At 39.8% G+C, this 25659-nt stretch carries 16 protein-coding genes and 2 pseudogenes; 13 read left to right on the top strand and 5 right to left on the bottom strand.

Features of this window, described 5'->3' with window-relative positions; genetic code table 11:
• The first annotated feature begins 45 nt into the window (after positions 1-45).
• The 11 genes from ABNK31_RS02195 to ABNK31_RS02145 all read left to right on the top strand — a co-directional run bounded on the left by ABNK31_RS02195 (position 46) and on the right by ABNK31_RS02145 (position 18565).
• Positions 46-327 carry a sigma-70 family RNA polymerase sigma factor gene (locus ABNK31_RS02195; protein WP_418894110.1) on the top strand — a complete coding sequence of 94 codons (282 nt, stop codon included), beginning with the start codon at positions 46-48 and terminating at the stop codon, positions 325-327.
• Positions 328-330: 3 nt separating this feature from the next.
• Positions 331-615 (top strand): sigma factor-like helix-turn-helix DNA-binding protein, encoded by a 285-nt coding sequence (locus tag ABNK31_RS02190; protein WP_418894109.1) that lies wholly within the window; start codon positions 331-333, stop codon positions 613-615.
• Positions 616-1089: 474 nt separating this feature from the next.
• Positions 1090-2019: a FecR family protein gene (locus ABNK31_RS02185; protein ID WP_418894108.1), complete on the top strand. Its 930-nt coding sequence runs from the start codon at positions 1090-1092 to the stop codon at positions 2017-2019.
• A gap of 153 nt (positions 2020-2172) precedes the next feature.
• A complete protein-coding gene (locus ABNK31_RS02180) occupies positions 2173-5658 on the top strand; it encodes a TonB-dependent receptor (protein WP_418894107.1) in 3486 nt (1161 codons plus the stop codon).
• Between the two features lie 12 nt (positions 5659-5670).
• The gene (locus ABNK31_RS02175) at positions 5671-7374 is read left to right on the top strand and encodes a RagB/SusD family nutrient uptake outer membrane protein (protein ID WP_418894106.1); all 1704 of its coding nucleotides are present in this window, start codon (positions 5671-5673) and stop codon (positions 7372-7374) included.
• A 34-nt stretch (positions 7375-7408) separates the two neighbouring features.
• Positions 7409-8236 carry a hypothetical protein gene (locus ABNK31_RS02170; protein WP_418894105.1) on the top strand — a complete coding sequence of 276 codons (828 nt, stop codon included), beginning with the start codon at positions 7409-7411 and terminating at the stop codon, positions 8234-8236.
• Between the two features lie 151 nt (positions 8237-8387).
• Positions 8388-11258, top strand: a complete 2871-nt coding sequence (locus ABNK31_RS02165) for a TIM-barrel domain-containing protein (protein ID WP_418894104.1) — start codon at positions 8388-8390, stop codon at positions 11256-11258.
• Between the two features lie 10 nt (positions 11259-11268).
• Complete coding sequence (locus ABNK31_RS02160) at positions 11269-13764, top strand: glycoside hydrolase family 2 TIM barrel-domain containing protein (protein WP_418894103.1); 2496 nt, start codon at positions 11269-11271, stop codon at positions 13762-13764.
• Positions 13765-13924: 160 nt separating this feature from the next.
• Positions 13925-16258, top strand: coding sequence for a GH92 family glycosyl hydrolase (locus tag ABNK31_RS02155; protein WP_418894102.1), 2334 nt, complete (start codon positions 13925-13927; stop codon positions 16256-16258).
• Between the two features lie 16 nt (positions 16259-16274).
• Positions 16275-17093 carry a basic secretory protein-like protein gene (locus ABNK31_RS02150; protein ID WP_418894101.1) on the top strand — a complete coding sequence of 273 codons (819 nt, stop codon included), beginning with the start codon at positions 16275-16277 and terminating at the stop codon, positions 17091-17093.
• A gap of 191 nt (positions 17094-17284) precedes the next feature.
• Positions 17285-18565, top strand: a complete 1281-nt coding sequence (locus ABNK31_RS02145; RefSeq protein ID WP_418894100.1) for a fimbrillin family protein — start codon at positions 17285-17287, stop codon at positions 18563-18565.
• Between the two features lie 189 nt (positions 18566-18754).
• Here ABNK31_RS02145 and ABNK31_RS02140 read toward each other — a convergent pair.
• Positions 18755-19680, bottom strand: a pseudogene (locus ABNK31_RS02140) (ATP-binding protein); the annotation flags it as partial.
• A 42-nt stretch (positions 19681-19722) separates the two neighbouring features.
• Here ABNK31_RS02140 and ABNK31_RS02135 point away from each other — a divergent pair.
• Positions 19723-19821 (top strand): annotated as a pseudogene (locus tag ABNK31_RS02135) (helix-turn-helix domain-containing protein); the annotation flags it as partial.
• Positions 19822-20132: 311 nt separating this feature from the next.
• On the opposite strand, the gene ABNK31_RS02130 reads toward ABNK31_RS02135, so the two are convergent.
• From ABNK31_RS02130 to ABNK31_RS02115, 4 genes are all read right to left on the bottom strand, one after another.
• Entirely contained in the window at positions 20133-20540 is a 408-nt protein-coding gene (locus ABNK31_RS02130; protein ID WP_418894099.1) for a helix-turn-helix domain-containing protein, read from the bottom strand.
• 436 nt (positions 20541-20976) lie between these two features.
• Positions 20977-21207 carry a hypothetical protein gene (locus ABNK31_RS02125; RefSeq protein ID WP_286850280.1) on the bottom strand — a complete coding sequence of 77 codons (231 nt, stop codon included), beginning with the start codon at positions 21205-21207 and terminating at the stop codon, positions 20977-20979.
• Positions 21208-21429: 222 nt separating this feature from the next.
• A complete protein-coding gene (locus ABNK31_RS02120) occupies positions 21430-21840 on the bottom strand; it encodes a helix-turn-helix domain-containing protein (RefSeq protein ID WP_321579342.1) in 411 nt (136 codons plus the stop codon).
• 26 nt (positions 21841-21866) lie between these two features.
• Positions 21867-22259, bottom strand: coding sequence for a helix-turn-helix domain-containing protein (locus ABNK31_RS02115; protein WP_286850278.1), 393 nt, complete (start codon positions 22257-22259; stop codon positions 21867-21869).
• A 248-nt stretch (positions 22260-22507) separates the two neighbouring features.
• Between ABNK31_RS02115 and ABNK31_RS02110 the strand changes: the two genes are divergently transcribed.
• Positions 22508-25588: a SusC/RagA family TonB-linked outer membrane protein gene (locus tag ABNK31_RS02110; RefSeq protein WP_321579715.1), complete on the top strand. Its 3081-nt coding sequence runs from the start codon at positions 22508-22510 to the stop codon at positions 25586-25588.
• Positions 25589-25659 lie beyond the last annotated feature (71 nt).

The following is a 25659-nucleotide window of genomic DNA, read 5'->3' as shown; positions in this document are numbered from 1 at the left end:
TGCACGGATCAATTCCGCATAAGGGTGTAAAAATGGTATAATGACATGGAAAAGCTATCGAAACTATCTCTTTTCAACGAACTTTTTGACAATTATTACCGTCAATTTGTCCGTTTTGCGATAGGGTACCTAAAAGATTCCACGATGGCGGAAGATTATGTATCGGAAGCCTTCATCGCCTATTGGGAAAACAGAAATACGCTGACGGCCGACACAAACCCTCCGGCCTATATTCTGGCCATTGTAAAAAACAAATGTATCAATCACCTACAGCGTGAACAGATGAGGCAGCGCGTAGAAAAACAGCTTTCCGATCATTCTCTATGAGCATTGACTACCCGCATCAATACCCTGGAAGCCTGCAATCCGGAAATGATTTTCTCGAACGAAGTCAAGGAAATCATCGACCGGACGCTTTCGGATCTCCCCGAAAAAACCCGTCAAATCTTTTTGTTGAGCCGTAATGAAGATCTTTCGCACAAAGAAATAGCCGAAAGAATCACTCTTTCGACCAAAGCCATCGAATTTCATATCTCCAAAGCGCTTGCCGCACTGCGCATTTCGCTGAAAGACTTTATGATTCTGCTTCCGTTCGCATTTCTTTTGTTCAAGTAACTCATTCCACCTGTAACGGAAGGAAAAGCCGAACTCCTTTTACCTGTCAAACATGTTGAATGGGCAAACGTTCATCGTATTTTACCCATAAAACCCGTTGGACAGACAAAATACTACAAACAATTGACCGAAAAGTCTGTTGGATGAACAATCTTTCACAAGCAATTAACCAAAAAGTCTGTTGAATGGACAATCCTACACGAGCAATTAACCAAAAAGTGTGTTGAATGGACAATCCTACACGAGCAATTGACTAAAAAGTGTGTTGGATGAACAATTTCACACAAACAATTGACCGAAAAGTGTCTCCAGTCTCCTGTCTTCTGTCTTTGTTCTTTGTTCTTTGCTCTTTGCTCCTATTTCTTTTGTCGCCCGATTATGTTAAAAAGAAGATTTCCATTAGGGATAGCCTACCCTGTTTTGTTATTATATCAGATAGGTTCCTAAAATAGGTTGAACAACACATCTACTATAATGATCGACAAAACAGTTTTATATAAATTTTTCGAAGGTTCCGCGTCCCGTGAAGAGGAAATGCTCATTCAGGCATGGCTGGACGACGATACACGGAATATCGAAATATTGCATCATGAACGGTTCCTTTACGATTCGATTTTACTTAACCGTGTCGAAGAAAAGACATTGTTACGCCCGCAAAAACGTCAGTTATTGCCTTGGGCGATTACAGCCGCCGCCATGTTGGCCCTCCTGATCGTCTGTGGATTTTATGCGAACAACGTTCTTCATCATAATCAGTTATCGGCACAATACAATACCATTATCGTTCCTCCGGGGCAGCGAATCAATCTCGTACTGGCGGATAGCACGAATTTATGGCTCAACGCCAACACCACCTTCCGATATCCTTCCGGTTTTTCAGGCAAAGAACGAGTTGTATATCTCGATGGAGAAGGTTATTTCGATGTGAGTAAAGACACTAAAAAGCCTTTCATCGTAAAAACATCCGCCGGCGATATAAAAGTGACCGGCACGGCATTCAATGTAGAAGCCTATTCGAAATTCGGAAGTTTCGAAACAGCTTTATTTGAAGGGAGCGTCGATATTTATAGAGAAAATCAAAAACTTACCAGTCTCCGTGCGAAGGAAAAAAGCACCCTTTACGATAATAAACTATACGTCTCCCCTATTATCAATACGGATAAATATTTGTGGAAAGACGGATTCATAGCTTTTGAAAAGAAAAAGTTGGAAGACATATTGATTTCGCTGGAAAAATATTTCGATATAAAAATTCAGGTAAATATGTGCAAGCTCCCCCAGCACAGTTATACCGGAAAATTCCGACAATCCGATGGAGTGGATTATGCTTTACGAGTTTTGCAGAAAAGTATTCATTTCAACTATTATAGAGATGATGAAAAAAACATTATATATATTCAATGATTAATTTTTAAATAGAGAAACTATGGTATAAACAAAAAGCTATGTAACATGAAGAAAAAATCCGGCAAGTGCTGCAACACTCACCGGAAAGGAGTATTCATTAACACAATTCAAACAATTAAATCGTATTAACAACAAAACAAGTACAAATGTATGAAGAAAAACAATCAAACGGGTAACACTTTAACCGAAAATGTGCCCATTAAACATTTTTTATTGATTATGCGAACGACCGTTATTCTATTATTTACCTGCGTCTTTTGCTCTCTTGCCGAATCGTCTTATTCACAAAACGCCAGAGTCACGATCAATAAGCGCAGCGTAACATTAAAAGAAGTCTTGAACGACATTGAAAAGCAAACCGATTACCTCTTCATCTATAACGAAAAAGTGAATGCAAATGAAAAAGTATCGGTCAGAGCGAAACACGAATCCGTGTCGAAAGTGCTGAAAGAAACGCTAAGAGAGAAAGGACTTGACTATTCGATGGAAGGCAACCACATCATCATAGCTTCCGTTGAAAAAACGAAAGAGATCGCCGACGCCGCATCTCTACAGCAACAAAAGAAACGGATTACCGGAACTGTAGCGGATATGAATGGGGAGCCGATTATCGGTGCCAATATAGTTGAAGAAGGATCCGCTTCTAACGGTATCATTACCGATGTGGATGGATATTTTTCCTTAAATGTAGAGGAAAATGCTATAATCAGAATTTCTTATATCGGCTATCACGAGCAAGAAATCAATACGGCAGGAAAAACAAATTTCGAGATTATTCTGCAAGAAGATACTAAATCACTCGAAGAAGTGGTAGTAGTGGGTTATGGCGTGCAAAAAAAGAAACTTATAACCGGGGCTACCATTCAAGTTAATGGCGATGATTTAACAAAGTTAAGCACGACAAGTGCCTTAAGTGCTTTACAAAGCCAAGCTCCGGGGGTAAATATTACTCAAAGCTCCGGAATGCCAGGAGAAGGATTTAAAGTAACGGTGCGGGGTATTGGAACCATTGGAAATTCAGCCCCTTTATATGTCATTGATGGAGTAGCAGGCGGAGATATAAACACTTTAAATCCGTCCGACATAGAATCTATTGATGTGTTGAAAGATGCCGCATCCGCAGCTATTTATGGAGCCCGAGCAGCGAATGGAGTAATTTTAGTTACCACAAAAAAGGCAAAAGGGGGTAAAATTCAATTTAATTATGACAGTTGGGTCGGGTGGCAAAATGTATATAAAATGCCCTCACTATTAAATGCTAAAGAGTACATGACCGTCATCAATGAATCGCGATTTAATGAAGGCGGAATTCCCATGCTGATTAACTTCTCGGAAGAAATACCTAATCAGTATCCCCTAATTATGGATGGCACATGGAATGGCACAAATTGGATGGAAGAAGCGAGGAATAAAAATGCCCCGACACAAAATCATTCATTGGGATTAACGGGTGGAACGAATGCATCTAAATTTTCCATGGGCTTTTCTTATTCCGATCAAGACGGAATTATAGGTAAGCCCGTCCAACCTTACAATGCACGTTCTACGGCCAGAATTAACTCAGAACATGTATTACTAAAAGTAAAGGATTTCGATGCTATTAAAATCGGTGAAAACTTAACTTATACTTACAATAAAAAATCAGGCATCGGAATCGGGAACATTTATTGGAATGATGTGCATAATATGCTGGTAGGAAATCCGCTCATGCCCGTATACAATGCCGAAGGAAATTACTACGATCAACAAAGTAAATTAAACGATAGTTGGGGACTGGGAGGATCTATAACCAACCCAATAGCCGAAATGATATATCGAAGAGGGCAAAACTTATCAAAAAATCATTCTTTATTAGCAAATGCTTATTTAGAAATACAGCCGATTAAGAATCTAATTTTTAGAAGCAGCTTTGGATATAAAATGAATTCATCCAGTTATCGACAGTACACTCCGACTTATAACTTATCCACAACAATCACGAATACAACAGACGATATAAGTCAAGACCAAAGTGTCGGATACAGCTATACGCTGGATAATACCCTATCGTATATTTTCAACTCCAATGATATTCACACTTTAGATGCGATATTGGGACAGTCCATTGAAAAATGGGGAATGGGAGAAACTATCAACGGAGCGAATTCCAGCACATTATTTCCGGGATCTTGGAAGCATGCTTGGCTAGAAAATGCTCCGAATATCAGCATAATTGAAACAAGTGTTGGAGGAGCACCTTGGGGAGCAGGTGCCATTGCATCATTCTTCGGACGTGTCAATTATAATTATAAGGAAAAATATCTGGCAACAATCATTTTACGTACGGATGGCTCCTCTAATTTTGCAAAAGGTAAAAGATGGGGATATTTTCCTTCCATTTCCGCTGGCTGGGTTTTAACCAATGAATCATTTATGGATAATTCCCGTTCATGGATGGATTTCTTAAAAATCCGTGCCAGTTGGGGACAAAACGGGAACTGCGATATTGACCCTTTCCAATATTTATCACTCATCGCTTATGACAAACACAACGGCTATTATTTCAACAATAATAAAAAAGACTTGATTACCGGAGCCTATCCCTACATTTTGTCCAATCCCAACGTTACATGGGAGACATCCGAACAATTGGATTTAGGATTAGATGCCCGTTTCCTTAGAAGCCGCTTAGGAGTAGTATTCGATTGGTATAAGAAAACGACAAAGGATTGGTTAGTTGTTGCTCCTATATTGGCATCTTATGGTACAAATCCCCCGTATATAAATGGCGGAGACATCCAAAACAAAGGATTTGAATTGGGATTGAGTTGGAATGACAAAGTCGCGGAGTTTACTTATGGAGCGAATTTTAATATCGCTTACAATAAAAACAAAGTTATTCGTATAGCCAACGCCGAAGGAATCATTCATGGAAAAGAAAATGTTTTAAGTCAGGGTACAAAAGAAATGTATCGTGCTCAAGTAGATTTTCCTATCGGATACTTCTGGGGATATAAAACCGCCGGAGTGTTCCAAAATGCAGAGCAAATAGCTTCTACTCCCGCAAAATTAGAAGGAGCTCAACCCGGTGATTTAATATTTGTTGATACCAATAAGGACGGAGCTATAACCGATGAAGACAAAGTAATGATTGGCAACCCACACCCTGATTTTCAAAGTAGTTTATCGTTAAATTTCGGATACAAAGGGATCGATTTATCTTTCACCGCTATGGGTAAATTCGGTCATCAGATAGCGAAATCGTATCGTTCATTTGCGGACTCTCCCCTACAGAATTATACCACTGAAATATTTAATCGATGGCATGGAGAAGGGACATCGAATACGCTTCCTCGTTTAACCAGCGGGAGCCATACAAACTGGCAGACTATCTCTGATATCTATATCGAAAACGGAGATTATGTCAAATTGCAAAATATTACGTTAGGATATGATTTAAAGAAAGCCATTCCTAAGATGCCCTTTAGTCAACTCCGTGTATATTTTACGGCGCAGAACCTGTTTACTATTACTAACTATTCCGGAATGGATCCTGAAATCGGATATGGAGATGAAGAAAGTTGGGTTAGTGGAATTGATTTAGGCTTTTATCCCAGTCCAAGAACATTTTTAATGGGTATTAATTTGAAATTTTAAAGGAATACAAGTATGAAAAATAATATATATAGACTTACAATAATTTTTGCCTTCATTTTATCGGGATGTGAAAATTTCCTTGATACCGAAAGTTATACTATGCAAAATAGCAGCAACTTTCCTATGACATTAGAGGATGCCCAAAAGAGTTTGACAGGGATATACAGCACCCTCAGTGCGGCGATATCTTATCCCCAAGACACCCATTTTTATATGGCTGAATTAGCTTCTGACGATCGCTTTGGCGGCGGGGGTGAAAATGATAAGGATATGCAAGGGTTCGATCATTTAATGAATACCAAACCCAGCCGGTTAGGCACATTCTGGGAAGCGCGTTATAAAGGAATCTTCCGTGCCAATACGGCGCTTGAAACATTGAATAACTGTTCGGGATGGGAAAGCGAAGCACAAAAAAACCATTTTAAAGGCGAAGCTTATTTCCTTCGGGCATTATTTTATTTCGAACTATCGCAAACGTTCGGCGAAGTTCCATTGGTCTTAAAGACAGAAGCGGAAAATATTCCCAAAACTCCCGCCGATGAAACATATGCTCAAATTGCATCGGATTTGAAGAATGCAATCAATATGATGTATTCAACGCCTTATACTTCCGTCGAAGCAGGACATGCAACAAAATGGGCTGCAGAAACTCTGATGGCCCGGGTATTTTTGTTCTATACAGGATATTATGGAAAAGATTCTTTACCGTTGCCTGGAGAAGAAGGGAGTGTGAGTAAAAGTGAAGTAATTGAATGGCTTGAAGACTGCATTTCGAAAAGCGGGCATGATTTGGTCGGTGATTTTCGCAATTTATGGCCCTATACCAATGAGTATACCGTAGAAAATTACGAATATACGAAAGGTAAAGGATTAAAATGGGAAGGCGACGGCAATAAAGAAACGGTATTTGCCATTAAGTTCGGCACATCCGTTGACTGGGGAACTGACTTCACATTGGGTTATTCCAATCAATATAACCTTCATTTTGGACTAAGAAGTAATAATGGAGGCGAATCGACCTTCCCCTTCGGGCAAGGTTGGGGAGCCGGACCTGTCAACTCGGAGATGTGGAACGAATGGAAACAAGCAGAACCGAACGACTTAAGACGTACCGCCTCAATACTCGATGTCGAGACGGAATTGAAAACGTATGAATGGGGGGCAGATAAGCAAATGGAAGAAACCGGATATTGGCAGAAAAAATATATGCCTATTTCCGCTTATGATGAAAATAAGAAGTTTACTCTGTCGTATGCTATTTTGAAAGATGGAGCGAAGGTAGACTATCAATTAGCACACACTCAGGATATGGTCTTAATCCGTTTTGCGGATGTTTTATTGATGCATTCAGAGCTCAAACAAGACAATTCGGGGCTGACAAGAGTTCGAACGAGAGTCAATTTACCTGCGATACCCTACTCTCTCGATGCTATAAAAAAAGAACGCCGTTGGGAACTGGCATTCGAAGGATTGCGCTATTTCGACCTGATGAGATGGGGGGATGCCGCCGTTGAGTTGGGCGAGCAAGAAGGAGTGGCTATCAAAAACCGGGGCGTAAATGCCACCATGAGGGCTTTTGGCGGAGGATACAAAGCTCGATATGAAGCTACCGGCGGATTCTGGCCTATTCCTCAATCCCAAATCGAACTCTCCAACGGAGTACTGACACAAAATAAAGGCTGGGGAACGGCTGATGCTGAATTCCCCGGATGGTAATTTTCCTATTGTTTAATGATAATACGTAAATAACATGAATAAAATAATTATATATTTATCCGTATTTTTTATAATACTGCTATCCGCTTGCGAACCGATAGAAAATAGATTATCGATTGGCGACCCCATCAAGGCAGAGCAATTGAATATTTCTGCTACACCGGTTATGGTAAATGGAAAAAGATCCAATAAAATCATCATGGAAAACCATAGTCCTGTAATGTCAAACTGGAATTATGGTGTAGGTGTTTCCCAAAAGATGACCGATACGGTTCTACTGGTGATAACCGGTGATAACGACATTCTATTTACCGGATTGAATCCCGATGGGACGACAATCAATAAAACATTAACAGTCAATGTAGAAGAACTATCCTTCTCCGTACCTGCCGAATGGGGGTATCTCTGTGGTGAAGGAGAAAAAGAATGGGTATGGGCGGAATCTAAATGTTGGGGTAACGGAGGATATCTAGCCAGCACCGAACCTTCGTGGTGGGTACTCAATCCGGATGGCATGGAGGAACAAGCAAAAGGTGAAGGAGCCAATGCAAGTATGATATTTTCCATAAGCGGAGCATCCCTAACGAAAAATAAAAGTGACGGCACTTCGTTGACAGGAACATTCTCTTTTGATTTAACTAAAACCAAAACCACTTCCGGAGGGATATTATGGGCAAAAGGTCAATTTAAAACAACGGGCGTAACCATTTTGTGCGGTGTATCTCCCGATGAAGACAAAATAGCCGTAAATACATTCGATATACTCGAGTTAACCTCCGATCGATTGGTGCTTGCCTATGCTCCTGCAGGAACGGGCGAATGGGGAACGGCCTACTTTTGGGTATTCATTCCTAAAAAATAGACATTCATATTTTTTCATTTAGATGAAAAAAATCATAAACGCAACGGGAACTTGTTTATTTAACGATCATTTAAATGATCGTTAAATAAACGTCCCTGTCGTGCGTTTTTTATTTTCACACATACAATCCTCAAAATAACTTCTACAAAGAATGCAAAAACGTTTCTATCTTTTTATAGTCATCATAGGTTTATTATCTTTCTTATTGAGTTGTTCTTCAACTAGCTATAAAAAGAAACAAAATGGAATTATTGTGTCCATAAAATCTTCGAACAACAACACACAGAAAATAAGATTACAAGCTATTAATGATCGCATTATTCATGTTTCCGCCACGCCTGAAAATGATTTTTCATCCGAGCAAAGTCTTATTATAACCCCTGATTTAACTGTTTCTCATCCTTTCGAAGTTTCTGAAGACATAAATAATGTGATATTCTCAACAAAAGAGTTGGATGTAAAAATTAATAAAGAAACCGGCCAAGTTTGTTTTTTTGATAAGAATGGATTAGCCATCCTTCAAGAAAAAGAAGAAGATGGAAAATCATTTACGCCTATCGAAGTAGAAGGAACAAAAGGATATACTTTGCATCAGGTTTTCGAGTCACCGGAAGACGAAGCGTTTTATGGATTAGGGCAACACCAATCCGATGAATTTAATCATAAAGGAAAAAACGAGTCATTATTCCAGTACAATACCAAAGTATCCGTTCCATTTGTCGTATCGAACAAAAACTATGGAATTCTTTGGGATAACTATTCTTTTAGTAAATTCGGAGATATTCGTGATTATGAGCAGCTAAGTCAATTCAGGCTATTCGACAAGCATGGTCAAGAAGGAGCGTTAACGGCTCTCTATGAAAATAAGAATTCAAAACAAGCAATCGAAAGAAAAGAAACAATTATTGATTATGAGAATTTAGAGTTAATCAAAAACTTTCCGGAAGGCTTTTCATTAGACGGAGCCAACGTTATCTGGGAAGGAGATATAGAAGCAAGCGAAAGCGGGCTCTATCATTTTATTCTTCGTTATGCAGGTTATACGACTATCTTTTTAGATAATCAGCGTGTTGTAAAACAAAGATGGCGTACGGCATGGAATCCCAATGATTATAAGTTTTCTGTCAATCTTACCGCCGGAAAAAGAACTCCTATCAGAATCGAATGGGAGCCCGACGGATCCACGTCATACTTATCATTGAAAGCGCTAAGCCCCCTTCCAGAAAAAGAACAAAATAGCCTCTCACTATGGAGTGAGATGGGCAATGAAATAGACTATTATTTTATTTACGGGAACAATCTTGATGATGTTATCAGTGGCTATCGAACGATTACAGGTAAAGCGCAAATTATGCCAAAATGGGCTATGGGCTTCTGGCAAAGTAGGGAACGATATAAAACACAAGGAGAACTGCTTGAGACGTTAGCAGAATTCAGAAAACGGCATATTCCAATTGACAATATTGTACAAGATTGGTTTTACTGGCCGGTAGAGGATTGGGGAGATCATGACTTTGACTCGTTGCGCTTTCCGAATCCAAAAGCAATGGTAGATTCCATTCATCGGATGAATGCAAAAATCATGCTCTCTGTATGGCCGAAGTTTTATGCAACCACCGAACACTATAAACAATTCGATCAAAATGGATGGATATACCGACAAGCCATAAAAGACAGTATCCGAGATTGGGTATATCCGGGATACATCGGTTCTTTTTATGATGCATATGCCGAAGGGGCACGAAAACTCTTTTGGAAACAGATGGAAGAAAAGCTGTATCCTTTAGGCTTCGATGCCTGGTGGATGGATGCTTCCGAACCGAATATTCAAGACAATACATCTTTAGAATACCGAAAAGCTCTTTGTGGCCCAACTGCTCTTGGTCCCTCAACAAAATACTTTAATGCTTATGCTTTAATGAATGCACAAGCCATTTACGAAGGGCAAAGGGGCGTCGATCCCAATAAACGGGTATTCCTCTTAACCCGCTCGGGATTTGCCGGTGTACAACGTTATTCCACAGCAGTATGGAGTGGTGATATCGGAACACGATGGGAAGATTTGAAAGCACAAATATCGGCAGGATTAAATTTTGCCCTTTCCGGAATACCTTATTGGACAATGGATATAGGTGGCTTTTGTGTGGAAAAAAGATATGAAAATGCACAACGCCTATTTGACGCTACCGGCATAGAAAACGAAGATTTGAAGGAGTGGAGGGAACTAAATACGCGTTGGTACCAGTTCGGCGCTTTCGTCCCTTTATTTCGAGCCCACGGCCAATTTCCGTATCGCGAAATTTTCAATATCGCCCCGGAAAATCATCCGGCATACCAGTCGATTCTTTATTATATCAAACTGCGATATCGTCTGATGCCCTATATCTATTCGCTGGCAGGGATGACAAACCTTGAAGATTACACGATTATGAGAGCGCTCATCATGGATTTTCCAAAAAACGAAAGAGTGACCGATATCAGCAATCAATATATGTTCGGACCGGCATTGATGGTATGCCCGATATATGAGTATAAAGCAAGAAGCAGGGAAGTCTATTTTCCTCATTGTTCGGGATGGTATGATCTTTATACGGGCAAATTCATTGAAGGAAATCAGACAAAAAACATCCACTCCCCCTATGAACGCATGCCTCTTTTCGTGAAAGGAGGGAGTATTATACCCTACGGGCCCGAAATAGAATACACGGATGAGAAAAAATCGGAAAGGATCACCTTATATGTATATGCGGGAGAAGACGGCTCCTTCTCTTTATATGAAGATGAAGGAACAAATTATGAGTATGAAAAGAGCAATTATTCCATTATTCCCCTAACCTATCATGATTCGACGAAAACGCTCGTCATCGGAGAAAGAAGAGGTAACGGATTTAAATCTTTATTAAAAAATAGGGTGTTCAATATTGTTTACGTCAATCCTGAAAATCCAAAAGCATTCAATCCCGAAATGTCAGGAACAGAAATTCAATACGAAGGAACGGAAATTAGTGTGAAACTATCTTGAAAATACCAATATGAGCAAAAATATCACTTTTTTATTACTCATTTCTTTTCTCTGTGTTTCCTGCAACAGAAATGTATTCCGGGAAATCACCGATTTTAATGAAGGTTGGAAATTTTATTTAGGCGATATTGAAAGCGGTTATTCGGTAGATTATGACGATAAAAATTGGCGGATGTTGGATTTGCCTCACGATTGGGCCATAGAAGGAGATTTCAGCGAGGCTCATCCTTCAGGAAGCAATGGAGGAGCATTGCCGGGAGGGATAGGATGGTACAGAAAAACTTTCCGCGTAAATAAAGAGGCTCGCGATAAAAAGTTTTTTATCGATTTTGATGGCGTATATATGAACTCAGAAGTGTGGATCAATGAAAAATATTTAGGAAAACGCCCGTATGGTTATATTTCGTTTCGCTACGATTTAACCCCTTACTTGTCTTTCGACGAAGAGAATGTGATAGCTGTCCGCGTAGATAACAGCCAGCAACCTAATTCACGATGGTATTCGGGCTGCGGCATTTACCGTAACGTTTGGCTGACAATAACAAGCCCCGTCCATGTCGACCACTGGGGAACATACGTTACGACTCCCGAAATTAAACAAGACTGCGCCACGGTGAATGTTTTAACGAAAATAAAAAATGAAACACCTGAAACAGCGACGATCCAATTAAAAACGTCTATAAAGAACAGAGAAGGAAAAACAGTTTCTTCAGAAATATCGGAAGAACAATTGAATGCCGGCTCTGCGAAAGAAGTCACTCATCAAATAGCTCTCTCCAAACCGGAACTTTGGACAATAGAAAATCCCTATCTTTATACAATTGTCACAGAAATACTACAAGAGCAAAAAGAAATAGACCAGTATGAAACACCTCTGGGAATCCGCTCTTTCTCTTTTGATCCGGATAAAGGTTTTTTTCTAAACAACAAACCGATAAAAATAAAAGGCGTCTGCATGCATCATGATTTGGGATGCTTGGGCGCTGCCGTTAACACCCGTGCGATAGAACGACAACTTGAACTCCTAAAAGAAATGGGTGTCAATGGAATTCGTTGCGCTCACAATCCTCCTGCACCTGAATTATTACAGTTATGTGATAAGATGGGCTTTATCGTAATGAACGAAACATTTGATATGTGGAGAAAGAGAAAAACTACTTACGACTACTCTCTCTATTTTAATGAATGGCATGAACGAGATTTAACAGATCATATTCTTCGCGATCGCAATCACCCCTCTGTTTTTATGTGGAGTATCGGAAACGAAGTAATGGAACAATGGACCCATGCCGATGCCGACACCCTGAATATTCAACAGGCAAATTTATTATTAAACTTAGAGCGAGATGAAAAATCTTTATCGCACACCAATGAAATAAGTGTCAACTCCCTTTTAACTCAGAAATTAGCAGGCATCGTAAAGAAGTTGGATCCTACTCGTCCCATTACAACGGGGAATAACGAACCCAACTCTTTAAATCATCTGTTTCGAGCAGACACATTAGATATTATCGGCTTCAATTATCATTTATCGGATTTCGAGCACGTCAAAGACAATTTCCCCGGAAAACCGTTTATTGCAACAGAAACAACGTCAGCGTTAGCAACCAGAGGGTACTACCGGATGCCTAGCGACTCTTTGTTTATTTGGCCGATTCGCTGGGATACGACTTTTTATGATTCGACTTATTCCTGTTCTGCCTATGATAATTGTCACGTACCATGGGGATCGACCCATGAAGAAACATGGCGAAAAGTCAAGAATAATGATTTTGTCAGCGGTTTATATATTTGGACAGGATTCGATTATATCGGCGAACCTACTCCCTATCAGTTTCCGGCTCGGAGTTCGTACTTTGGCATCATTGATTTAGCTGGTATTCCAAAGGATGCATTCTATTTTTATCAATCGGAATGGACCGAAAAACCCATGCTTCATATATTTCCTCATTGGAACTGGACAGAGAAGCAACCTGTTGACATTTGGGCGTATTTCAATCAAGCCGATGAGGCAGAGCTTTTTTTGAATGGTGTCTCTCAGGGTGTGAAAAAGAAAGAACAAGATATTTTTCATGTGGCTTGGCGTGTTAATTTCCAGCCCGGAACCATTCGTGTCATAACCCGGAAAAACGGAAAAGAAGTCGTCTCGCAAGAATTGCAAACAGCAGGAGAACCCTATGGGATAAAGTTAACTCCTGATAGAAATATAATTGCCGCCGATGGAAAGGATTTATGTTTTATTCTGGTCGAAATAGTCGATAAAAACGGGAATCTATGTCCGAACGCCGACAATCTTATTCATTTTGAGATATCCGGCGATGGACGAATGGTAGGGGTAGACAATGGGAACCAGACCAGCATGGAAAGTTTTAAAGTCCCATACAGAAAAGCTTTTCATGGAAAATGCATAGTCGTAATCCAAAGTGAAAAAAAGAAAGGGAAAATTGAAATAAAAGCCGTTTCTCAGAATCTACAAACCCTTTCAATAAATATGAAAGCTCAATAATTATCAAAAAGTCCGGCTATTCGACTCTCTTTATTTAAGAGTGTATATTTAATTAGTAGTTCTGATAAAATACTGATAGATATTTGCTATTTAATGACCTATTTTTTGTATTTTCGGAAATTTAAAGTTGGAGCAATACATGGCAAGTATACGATAGAGGATGAAGCAGATTATTTTTTCTTTAGTTTTACTAGTAATGACAAATTTATCGATAAGGGCGCAACAGCCTGCTGATTATGTCAATCCGATGATCGGAACGAATGGTATGGGACATACTTTCCCGGGAGCATGCGCGCCGTTCGGGGCCGTTCAGCTAAGTCCCGATACCGATACCATTCCGCACAATGTGGATGGCATCTATCAGAAAAAAGCTTATGAATATTGTGCCGGTTACCAATACCGAGATAAAACGATTGTGGGTTTCAGCCACACGCATCTCAGCGGAACCGGACATTCGGACTTGGGAGATATCCTTATTATGCCTACCCGGGGAGAATTGCATTTAAATCCGGGTCGAGCATCGAATCCCGACGAAGGATATCGTTCCCGTTTCAGCCATTCCACGGAAAAGGCTTCTCCCGGTTATTATGAAGTCATGCTCGAGGATTATGGAATTAAGGCTCAACTGACGGCAACTCCGCGCGTCGGCGTTCATCAATATACTTTTCCTGAAAAAACGGACGGTCACTTGATACTCGATCTGTCGCACGGGATTTACAACTACGACGGAAAAGTATTGTGGGCGAGCATCCGGGTCGAGAACGATACCCTTTTGACCGGTTACCGGATTACAAACGGATGGGCGCGTACGAATTATACCTATTTCGCCATCTCATTTTCACAACCGATAAAGCATTACGGCTATAAGGACAAGGAAAAAATAAAATATAACGGATTTTGGCGCCGCTTTCAGGTGAATGAGAATTTCCCGGAGATGGGCGGACGAAAAATTGCGGCTTATTTCGATTTCAATACTTCCGCCGACTCCGAGCTCACGGTGAAAGTCGCCCTTTCGGGAGTCAGTACCGAAGGCGCCTTGAAAAATTTAGCCAAGGAAACCGGAGGGAAAAATTTCGAGACGATACAAAAAGAAGCGGTTGAAAACTGGAATAAGGAACTGTCTTGTTTCAGCGTGGAAGGAACGGACGATCAGAAAACGATGTTTTACACTTCGCTTTACCATACCATGATCAACCCTTCCGTCTATATGGATGTAGACGGCCGCTACCGGGGCTTGGATAATAACATTCATCAGGCTTCCGGCTTTACCAATTATACCGTTTTTTCTTTATGGGATACCTACCGGGCGGAGCATCCGCTGTTAAATCTCATCAAACCCTCCCGCAATGCCGATATGGTAGCGTCGATGATTAAGCATCAACAACAGAGCGTACACGGCATGTTGCCCGTCTGGAGTTTAATGGCGAATGAGAATTGGTGCATGAGCGGTTATCATGCCGTATCTGTTTTGGCGGATGCGGTGGCAAAAGGTGTCTTTCCTACTACCGATGAAGCATTGAATGCGATGGTTAAAACGTCGACGGTTCCTTATTATGAAGGTATCGAAGAGTATAGCCGATTAGGATATATTCCGTTGGAAAAAAGCGGTACGGCCGCTTCCTCCACCCTCGAATATGCTTATGACGATTGGACCATCTATCAAACGGCATTAAAAGCGGGGAAAGACGACGTGGCGGATGTTTACCGGAAACGGGCATTGAATTACCGCAATATTTACGATGAAACCATCGGATATGCCCGCCCCAAATATGCCGACGGCAGCTTTAAAAAAGACTTTGATATTTTGCAAACCTATGGCGAAGGTTTTATTGAAGGTAATTCGCTGAACTTCTCGTTCCATGTACCGCATGATGTCTTCGGAATGATGGAACGGATGGGAGGCGAAAAAATAGTTGTTGAAAAACTGGACAATTTGTTTACGATGCACTTGCCTGAAAAATATTATGAGAAGAATGAAGATATCACGGAAGATTGTCTGGTGGGCGGATATGTGCATGGAAACGAACCGAGCCATCATGTTCCTTATCTTTATGCGTGGACTTCCCAACCGTGGAAAACGCAGTATTGGGTTCGGGAGATACTCAACCGGATGTATCGCAATGAAATCGATGGCTTAGGAGGAAACGATGATTGCGGACAGATGTCGGCATGGTATATTTTTTCGGTCATGGGATTTTATCCCGTCTGCCCCGGCACTGACCAATACGTGCTGGGAGCGCCCTATCTTCCTTCTTTGAAGTTAACGCTTCCGAATGGCAATATGCTTGAGATTAAAGCGAAAGGGGTTAATGACAAGAACCGCTATGTAAAAACCGTAAAGCATAACGGTCAAGTATATGATAAACGCTATATCACTCACAACGATTTGCTCGAAGGCGGAGTGTGGGAATATGAGATGAGTAGTACCCCTAATAAAAAACGGGGACATTCTTCAGAGGACAAGCCCTATTCACTTACGAACGGAAACGGATAAACGATTTATACACAAAATGAATACAAAAAATTGGATATTTTGGGCCGGAATACTCTTACTCGGGGTTTATTCTTGCTCTTCTCACATTGGAAAAAATGCGGAAAACCTACAAGGCGCTAAACTTTGGGATTCGTATGACACCGGCTCTATTCTGTTTGAAGATAAAGCGCCCGAATCTGCCGGATCAGAAATTTATCATCATATTATTCCCGATGCGGAACCGTATATAAAAGAGCAAGCCCGCACGGTACTATCCACGCTATATCATTCTCCGGCCGACAGCATTCCACCCGTTCACCAAATCCATTATACGTTGGAAGACATTGATGGAATTTCCGCAAAGGGAGGCGATCACGGGAACATCCATATTTTTTACAGTACGAAGCATATTGAGAAGTCATTCGCCGGAAATGATACGGCAAAAGTCCTCTTTGAAACACGAGGAGTCTTGCTACATGAATTGACGCATGCTTACCAACTGGAGCCTCAAGGCATCGGCAGCTACGGTACCAACCGCGTATTTTGGGCATTTATCGAAGGAATGGCCGATGCGGTACGGGTGGCAAACGGAGGATTCGGAGAAGGCGCCCGCCCGAAAGGAGGTAATTACATGGACGGATATCGCACGGCAGGGTATTTCTTTGTCTGGATAAAAGACCATAAGAATGCGGATTTTTTAAGAAAGCTGAATCGAAGTACGTTAAACGTCATTCCCTGGTCATTCGACGGAGCGATAAAATATGCATTGGGAGACCAATACAACATCGATGATTTGTGGCGTGAATATCAACTTGCAATGGGAGATATAGCGGTTGAATCAAACACTTCTTCCTAATGCTTACACGATTTGCATCCCGACAAAGGTTAATCAATCTTAAATGCTCCATTATTTTTAGAAAACGGATGACAACGGATTGTTTGTTTATCTAATTTTGTAGGATAGTTTTCATATAGATAGAAAGTTTAATTTGCATGAAATAATTTTATAAATTCAATAGGCATTACAGATAATAATTACATCCGGAAATGAAAGGCAAAAATGGTATTATTTTACTAATGGCCATTTGCTGCGCTTCCTGCGAAGGCGACAAAATCGACCAATCTTTAGAAAAGACACAATTTCATATCAATGCGTTGATATCCAAATCCGAAACAAAGATGACGGATGACACGTGGATAAACGGAGACGCCATCGGCATTTATACAAAAAAGTCCGAAGAAACATTATCTTCCGGAGGACTAAAAAGCAATGTAAAGTATATTAATGGCAATGGGGCTACGTTCCTCCCGGCAAAAGAAGGAGAAGCTATTCAACTTCCGTCGGAAGGAGATAATATAGATTTTATAGGATATTATCCTTATCAAGAGAAAATAGATGATTTTTCGTATGCCGTCGATGTGTCGAACCAAACCAATCAGGCGGCTATCGATTTGTTGTTTTCCGATAACGAAACAAACCGGAGTGCTGAAAATACCGATGTAAAAATGATTTTCAAGCATCAACTTTCAAGGATTATTTTACAAATTTCAGCAGAAGACTCGGAGATGGGTCTAAGCGGATTGCAAGCAACAATGACGAATGCAGCACGGAAGGCTTCCTTTTCATTGAATGATGCAACTCTTTCAGCCCCTACGGCAACGGGTGACATCCCTTTCAATGTAGCGGCGGATGGCAAAACGGCTGTAGCAATCGTATTGCCGGACAATGATTTGAGCGACAATTTACTGATTCTTATTATTGATCAAATAGAATATAAGTATTCGTTAAGTTTGAGTACAAAAATAAAAACGTTCGAGAAAGGATGTAAGTATACGTATATGATCACATTAAATGAAAAGGAAAAGACTATCACTGTCGATGTAAATTCTTCCATCGATACATGGACGGAAGGCCCGTCGGAAACCGTGGCGCTCGATCCCTCGGATAAACCGGTTATACCAACCATTGGCGACGGCAGTGAGGAAAATCCATATACGGTATCGGATGCAAAGAGTCGACAGGGAGGAACAGATGTATGGGTGAAAGGGTATATTGTGGGATACTACACAGGAACAAAATACACATCCTTTAAGAACAACAATGAAGATACCGGAGGTACTAATATTGCTTTGGCTACATCGCCTACGGAAACAGAAGCAACAAATACCTTCCCTGTTGAATTAAAAAAAGAGACGATCAGAACGGCACTCAATTTGAAGGAGAATCCTGAGAATTTTAAGAAAGAAGTGATTGTTCAAGGAAATTTAGAGAAATATTTCAGTTTGCCGGGATTAAAATCACTTTCAAACTACAAATTTGTAAAATGATTATCTGTACAGTGTAGGGGTTCTGCGCTTGCTAAAAAATTATCGTCTTCCACTTTTTTAGTCGATTGTAATAACAATCGGCATAAAATGCAGGTACATCCGTTGAGCGACTCACTGATATAATCACAGGGGGGGGATTACGCATCCACAAAGTCTCCATTTTTTAAATGAATTTTTGTTTCACCCCATTCATATATTCATTATAAGCCCGCTTAACTCCCAAGCCCTTACATGTTTAATTCCATCTTTTAAAGGTAATACCCTATCATCGAGCGAAACAACGATTTTTTCAAAATTATCATCAATGGCCTCGAGCGCAGAATATTCTCGTTCGATAGTGAGTTCGTCAATGAGCATATAGGTACTTTGTATATAAATTATCCTATCATCTTTTTTTGCCACGAAATCGACTTCTTTGTTTCTCATCATTCCTACATACACATCGAATCCCGCCCGACGTAATTCCAAGTAAACCAGATTTTCGACTAAATATCCCAATCCATATCCAAATCCTGAATAAAGGTAGTTTTTTGTAAGCTAAATCATTGATATAGAATTTGACACGGCATCGTAACTTACTTTCCGTCCTTGCCCTTTAAAATATTTTACGATGTTAGATGTCGATATAAGGTTAGAAGCATTATTTACAAGAAACATAAAGATATCTTCCAGTAATTTCGGCTCACGTATGTTATTTCGTTGAATAATATCGCGCAAAAGGACAGTATCTTTTATAGCGGATATATAATTCCGTCTCAATTCCTCATTGGGTAGCATAAACAGTTCGGGAAGCCCGCCGCTGTTCATATAAGCGATATAGCTTTCGCGACCGCGTTCCTGCCGGGTGATTCCCAGATATTCCGAATAACTGAACGGGAAGATTTCAAATTGATAACCTTTTCCCATCCATCAATCAATTGGATTTCATCAATGAAAATATAAACTTTTCCCTGTGGCTGGAGTTCTCTTTTGTATAATTTAATCAGTTCTTCAAGATCTTTATAGGTCTTCAGAAAATCGAAATCGGCAAATTCCCGATTGATAAACACCGTGTTTTCGCCCTTTACACCATTATCAATAAGTTGTTTGGCTACTTGTCGCAGAATGTAATTTTTTTTCGTCCATAAACGAGTTATTTACAAGAAAAGTTGTTTTTTTCGTATATCTCGCGTGTTGAAACGGGAAAGACGGAACCGAAAGTATCTACCTTTTATAAAATAGTTGATGCCCTTGGATTATCCGTAGAACTTGTGTAGCTTGTTCTTGCTTCAACTCGTTGTTTTAGTAAAATAATTTCCACGTGGCAAGGCATCCTGAATGTAAAAATATGATGAAGAAGCTAAGAGGATGATTTTCAAAGAATACTTCAGGATAGAATACAAAGCCGCTTGGAAAAATTATTAACTCTTTCTCTCAATAATTTCCAGTAACTGTTTAATCTCCAGCCTCAGGTATCGGATTTCGTCTTTGAGCCAATCAATCTCTTTGTTTTTCGCAGCAACAAGTTCATTGACAACTCTTTTGGAAATATAGTTGTCGCCTACAGTTTTAAGGACTTCAAGAACTTTTATTCTTTCTCTTTTTTTAAAGACTCAAACTTCTCTCTTTCTTTCTTCAACTGTTTCTCATAGAACTCAACAATCTTTTCTAAAGGGAAATGATTGAGATTTTCAACACTATTGATAGGCCCTATGTTGGAAGCACTCACATGACAGTTTTCATTAAAATTATTTGTGCAATACAAGACCGTTTCTTCGTTGTATTTCTTTAATCCTTCTACCGTTACCCCTAAAGCCGAAGCAATTTCTTCCACTCGTTCATCGTCCATCTTTTCTGTTTGTTCCATTTTCGAGACAGCCTGTCTTGTTACACCCAACGTATTTGCTAATTCGCTTTGAGTCATTCCACGCAGTCGGCGTATCCGCTCAATTTTCCTGCCAATGTGAACGACATTGTCGTAATTTTTCGTTTCCATTTTTCACTTATTTATATTATGCATCATTAAAAGCAAAAGTAGTAAAAATCATCTGTTTTCCAACAACTCGAGTTTTCAAAAGTCTCCATAAAATAGCAATCAGTATTCTTGAATGAGTAAATATCCGCTTCCGAATGATGAACTATACACAGGTCATCTTATCCTTGAAATCGATTGTCTGTTTCCAAAAATATAAGCGATAAAAATATTTTTATATTTTATTTCATAAAAGACGGTTATGTGTTTGTCCAGTACAGCCTTTCGAAGCCTTTTTTGATGTTCGGATTGAGGAAAAATGAACGGGAAACGGCAAATAGTTTCCAATTGATGACTCAACTTTCTTTTGAATTTATCGATTTCCCTCTCTGTCCAATTCTGTTCTAAATAATCGAGAATATTTTCCAAGTTATGTACCGTCTCTTCCGTTCAATGAAGATTATACGATTCCATACTGTTGTTTAATTATATCGTGAGGAATCGTTTTTCCATTATCGATGTCTTGTAAACCCTTTTCTATGCCGGCTTTCTGTTCATCGGTTAAATCGTCCGACCAATCAATAAGTTGACTGCTGCCGTCCTTTACAACTTTCAGATAACGGATTGTATCTTCATCTTCAAGACGTGCGAGCCATTCTATGAGTTCTATCTTTAATGCATCTTGTCCCATAATTTTGCTGCTTTATTTTTTTAGTTTTCACTCAATATACAAGTATTTTATGTTGCTTCTGCAAATCTGTGCCTGCAAAGGTAGTGAAAAATCATTTGTTTTTCAATGTCTTAATTTCTTCTCTCAGCCAACGGATTTCTTCATTTTTGGTAGAAATAAATTCTTTTACCATCTCTTTTAAAACGCAATTGTTGCAGATAGCTTTGAGCATCTCGCAAACATCTATTCTTTCTCTTTTTTTAAAGACTCGAACTTCTCTTTTTCTTTCTCCAACTGTTTCTCGTAAAACTCAATGATTTCGTCTATTGGGAAATTATTGAAAGTATGATAATTACCATTATCTACAGCATTTGTTTTGACACCACAGTTCTCGTAAAAATTATTTGTATTGTACAGAACTGTTTCTTCATTGTATTTCTTTAAACCTTCTACAGTTACCCCTAATGCTGAAGCGATTTCTTTCAGTCGCTCATCGTTTAATTTTTCTGTTTGCTCCATTTTCGAAATAGCTTGTCTTGTTACTCCCAGCATATTTGCCAATTCGGTTTGAGTCATTCCCTTAAGCCGGCGTATCCTTTCAATTTTTCTACCTATACTTGAGGCATTCATGTGAGTATGCGTCTCCGTTTCCATAATTTCAATTTTAGTTTTGAGTGAATTTATTTTTGTTTCAATAATTCAATTTTCTCTCTTTCACTTTGTAATAAACGTTCGTACAACTCTATAATTTTTTCATTGGAATTGATTTGCTGAGTAATAATAGTCCCTTCAGAAATAGTAGCATCTTGAAAGTTATTATGATTGATATTATAAATAGCCTTTTCAGTATCAAAACCTTTGATTACCTCCGGCGATACACCCAACAGACCGGCAATCCGGGACAATAATTCTTCTTCTATTTCATCCTGCTTTTCGATCTTCGACACCTCCGACCCGCTAATGCCGAGGCCGGCAGCCAACGTTTCCTGTTTGATGCCTAAAAACATCCGTATTCTTTGCACATTAAGGCCGGCATGACTTCCGCTCGATTTTTCTACTGATTCTCTTTCCATTTTATCATTTTTTCTTGAAATCAATCCAATTTTCAAAGGTATAAAAAATAATGCAACCGATTTAAAAAAAAGAGCAACTTTATTTTCTTTGAATCGGAGTCCGGAACATCTAATTTTGCCTGCATGAAGATACACAAGTTTCTGTTTGATGTAAGAACTTATCTGTGTACCATTCTACTGGAAAACAAACTCGTGAAGTTTGCTTATACTACTATTTAATATTAATCAACTTAAAACAAAATCTAAGAATGAAAGAAGTGATTTTAAATTTAGCGAAAGGAATGATGTTCCTCTTACTATGGGCATTTTCCGTATGTTTGCTTGCACAGACCGTTACCGTGAAAGGGACGGTTACGGATGTAAAAAGAGAACCTTTAATTGGAGTATCCGTAAAGATACAGGGAACAGCAGCAGGTACTGTTACCGATTCCGAAGGCAATTTCACTTTATCTAGCGTATCTTCCGATGCCGTATTGGAAATCTCCTATATAGGGATGAAAACACAAATTATCCGTATTAATGGCCAGGCCAACATAGAGATTGTTTTGGAAGAAGATATTGAAACTTTAGCTGAAGTAATCGCTGTTGGATACGGAACACAAAGAAAAGAGAATCTTGTTGGAGCCGTATCAGCCATATCGGGGGAGGAAATTCAAGCCGTTCACTCAGGGGATGTCACCAATGCAATCTCAGGGCGTTTGCCGGGAGCAATCGTGATGCAACCTTCGGGCGAACCGGGTCGTAACGAAGCGAAGATAATGGTTAGAGGTAGGACAACATTAGGCGATAATACAGGCCCGCTGATAGTGATAGACGGTATCCCCGACAGGAGCCTATATGAAATCGACCCTAACGATATTGAAAGTATATCTCTTCTGAAAGACGCCTCGGCGGCAATTTACGGTTCCCAAGCAGCCAATGGTGTGGTGTTGGTAACAACCAAAAGCGGATCGGAGGGTAATTGGATGAGTTACACATTTTACCAGGGATTCAAAACGCCGACTATTCTTCCGAAAGCCGCAAACTCTGCTGAGTATTCTCAGTATATCAGCGATTATCAGGACTATGAAGGTCTTGCCCGTCTATATTCAGATAAAGACATCGAATTATATAAGAGCGGCATTGACCCTTGGGAACACCCGCAAACAGATTGGATGTCTGATCTTGTAAGAAAATGGACAAACGAAAGCAACCACCATTTGTCATTGAGCGGTTCACACAATAAAATGAGATACTACGCCTCGCTCGGCTACAGAAACGATCAGGCAATGTATGCACAGGAATCGACCCATTACAAACAATATAACCTGAGGCTCAAACTGGATATCCCTATCACCGATTGGTTAGAAACTTCAGTCTCTTATGGCGGGTTTATGACCAACAGAAAATATCCCACAACTCCTACCTATCAATTGGTTGGTTGGGCTTCTATGGTTATACCTACCCAACCCTCTTTTTGGCCGACGGGAGAACCTGGTCCCGACTTTGAAGGCGGGGTAAATCCTGTTGTAAACACAAGTTTTGAGGCAGGTTATGATCAACAGGACAATTATAAAAACGAAGTAACTTTCCGTGGGACCGTTAAGCCTGAACAAATCAAAGGCTTCTCTCTGAATGCCTTCTATACTCTGGACATAAACAATCAGAACAGAAAGCTATTCAAAAAACCTTGGACACTATATTATGCCGATTGGGACAACGCAGAACGTAACTCGGAGGGTTATGTTACGAAAATGGAACTGATACCGAGAAAAAGAGGCTTGGATAATCCCGAGCTTACGGAAGCCAATTTCAGACACATAAAGAAAATGTACAATATAAGTGCAAGTTATGAAAAAGATTTTGGAGATCATGCCTTTTCTGTTTTCGGAGCTTTTGAGGAGATAAAAACAGAAACACACAATTTCGATGCTTATAGGAAATATTTTATCTCCGACCTTGTTCAAACACTTGATGCAGGGGGCGAAAAAGATAAATCAAATTCAGGGTGGATGGGTATTTACGCACGGCAATCATGGATCGGACGCCTGAATTATAACTTTAGGGAAAAATATCTCTTTGAGTTTATTTTCCGTCGCGACGGCTCGTTAAAATTTCCCCCCAACAGCAGATGGGGTAATTTCCCTGCCCTCTTGTTCGCTTGGCGCGCGTCTGAAGAAAATTTCTGGAAAGATCATCTTTCTGTGATAGACTATTTTAAGTTCCGAACTTCTTATGGACAAATGGGTATGGACCCCGGAGATCCATTTCAGTACATCAATAAGTACAGTCTTGGAACGGGCATGACTTTTGGTGAAAACAAAGATGTAGTAACCAAAATTTACCAATCTGTTATTGCCAACCCGAACATCACGTGGGAAAAACAAACTACATTCAATGTGGGCTTTGATTCTCAGATTCTTAATCAAATGTTCCACTTGAATACTGAATTTTTCTACAACAAACGTTCTGATATTCTGGCTGCACGCAATGCTTCAATCCCTTCATATACAGGTTTGGCACTTCCTTTGGAAAATATAGCTATCGTAGACAACAGAGGGTTTGAAATCGATGCAGGATTTCACAAAAAAATAACACCCGATTTAGGATTGGATATTACCGGAAATTTCAGTTGGAATAAAAACACAGTAGTCTTTATGGATGAACCCGAAGTAGCCGTTCCGTGGCAAAGAGCTACAGGATTGCCTTATGGCTCTCATCTGGTTTACAAAGCAATCGGCATTTTCAAAGACCAAGCACATGTAGATAGTTATCCTCATTGGAGTGGCGCCAAACCCGGAGACGTAATTTTTGAAGATGTAAGTGGTGATAAAGTTATCAATGCAGATGATAGGATACTACTCGACAAAACGGATGCCCCCAGAATTTTCTACGGGCTGATGATTGATCTTACCTACAAAAACTGGTCTTTATCGCTTCAAGGACAAGGACAGGGAAGTTATTACAAAAGTCCGATCGAAGGAAACAGAGGGATCGGAATGAATGTATATAAATGGATGACGAAAGATTATTGGACACCTGAAAATAACAACACAAATAAAGCTCGTCCATTTCATCGAGCCGATCAATATTGGTCCTATTTGAGTAATCCAAACACCTATTGGTATGATAACATGGCATATTTCAGGTTGAAAAATGCCGTATTGAGCTATAATCTGCCCAAGTCAATAATTACTAATATAGGCCTTACGAATGTAAATATATTTGTTTCGGGCTATAATCTCTTCCTATTATATTCTAAACAGAGAAATTATGATCCTGAAGTCGGGAATCCTCAGTATTATCCTGCAATGAAAACTATTTCAATGGGATTAAAAGTCAATTTCTAATATATAACGCTTAATATTATAAAATATGAAACATAATAGCAACTTTTGCATTATTAATATAATGCTTATCC

This window comes from Limibacterium fermenti, assembly GCF_041902845.1.
Lineage (GTDB): Bacteria > Bacteroidota > Bacteroidia > Bacteroidales > Dysgonomonadaceae > Limibacterium > Limibacterium fermenti.
This window is presented reverse-complemented; position numbering and strand designations above follow the sequence as displayed.

Excerpts from the sequence above, each read along its gene's own strand:
- ABNK31_RS02180 (WP_418894107.1), top strand. The coding sequence starts at position 2,173 with ATGAAGAAAAACAATCAAACGGGTAACACTTTAACCGAAAATGTGCCC.
- ABNK31_RS02115 (WP_286850278.1), bottom strand. The coding sequence starts at position 22,259 with ATGGAAAGAGAATCAGTAGAAAAATCGAGCGGAAGTCATGCCGGCCTT.
- ABNK31_RS02195 (WP_418894110.1), top strand. The coding sequence starts at position 46 with ATGGAAAAGCTATCGAAACTATCTCTTTTCAACGAACTTTTTGACAAT.
- ABNK31_RS02110 (WP_321579715.1), top strand. The coding sequence starts at position 22,508 with ATGAAAGAAGTGATTTTAAATTTAGCGAAAGGAATGATGTTCCTCTTA.
- ABNK31_RS02150 (WP_418894101.1), top strand. The coding sequence starts at position 16,275 with ATGAATACAAAAAATTGGATATTTTGGGCCGGAATACTCTTACTCGGG.
- ABNK31_RS02130 (WP_418894099.1), bottom strand. The coding sequence starts at position 20,540 with ATGGAAACGAAAAATTACGACAATGTCGTTCACATTGGCAGGAAAATT.
- ABNK31_RS02165 (WP_418894104.1), top strand. The coding sequence starts at position 8,388 with ATGCAAAAACGTTTCTATCTTTTTATAGTCATCATAGGTTTATTATCT.
- ABNK31_RS02145 (WP_418894100.1), top strand. The coding sequence starts at position 17,285 with ATGAAAGGCAAAAATGGTATTATTTTACTAATGGCCATTTGCTGCGCT.
- ABNK31_RS02185 (WP_418894108.1), top strand. The coding sequence starts at position 1,090 with ATGATCGACAAAACAGTTTTATATAAATTTTTCGAAGGTTCCGCGTCC.
- ABNK31_RS02160 (WP_418894103.1), top strand. The coding sequence starts at position 11,269 with ATGAGCAAAAATATCACTTTTTTATTACTCATTTCTTTTCTCTGTGTT.
- ABNK31_RS02155 (WP_418894102.1), top strand. The coding sequence starts at position 13,925 with ATGAAGCAGATTATTTTTTCTTTAGTTTTACTAGTAATGACAAATTTA.
- ABNK31_RS02175 (WP_418894106.1), top strand. The coding sequence starts at position 5,671 with ATGAAAAATAATATATATAGACTTACAATAATTTTTGCCTTCATTTTA.
- ABNK31_RS02170 (WP_418894105.1), top strand. The coding sequence starts at position 7,409 with ATGAATAAAATAATTATATATTTATCCGTATTTTTTATAATACTGCTA.
- ABNK31_RS02125 (WP_286850280.1), bottom strand. The coding sequence starts at position 21,207 with ATGGGACAAGATGCATTAAAGATAGAACTCATAGAATGGCTCGCACGT.
- ABNK31_RS02120 (WP_321579342.1), bottom strand. The coding sequence starts at position 21,840 with ATGGAAACGGAGACGCATACTCACATGAATGCCTCAAGTATAGGTAGA.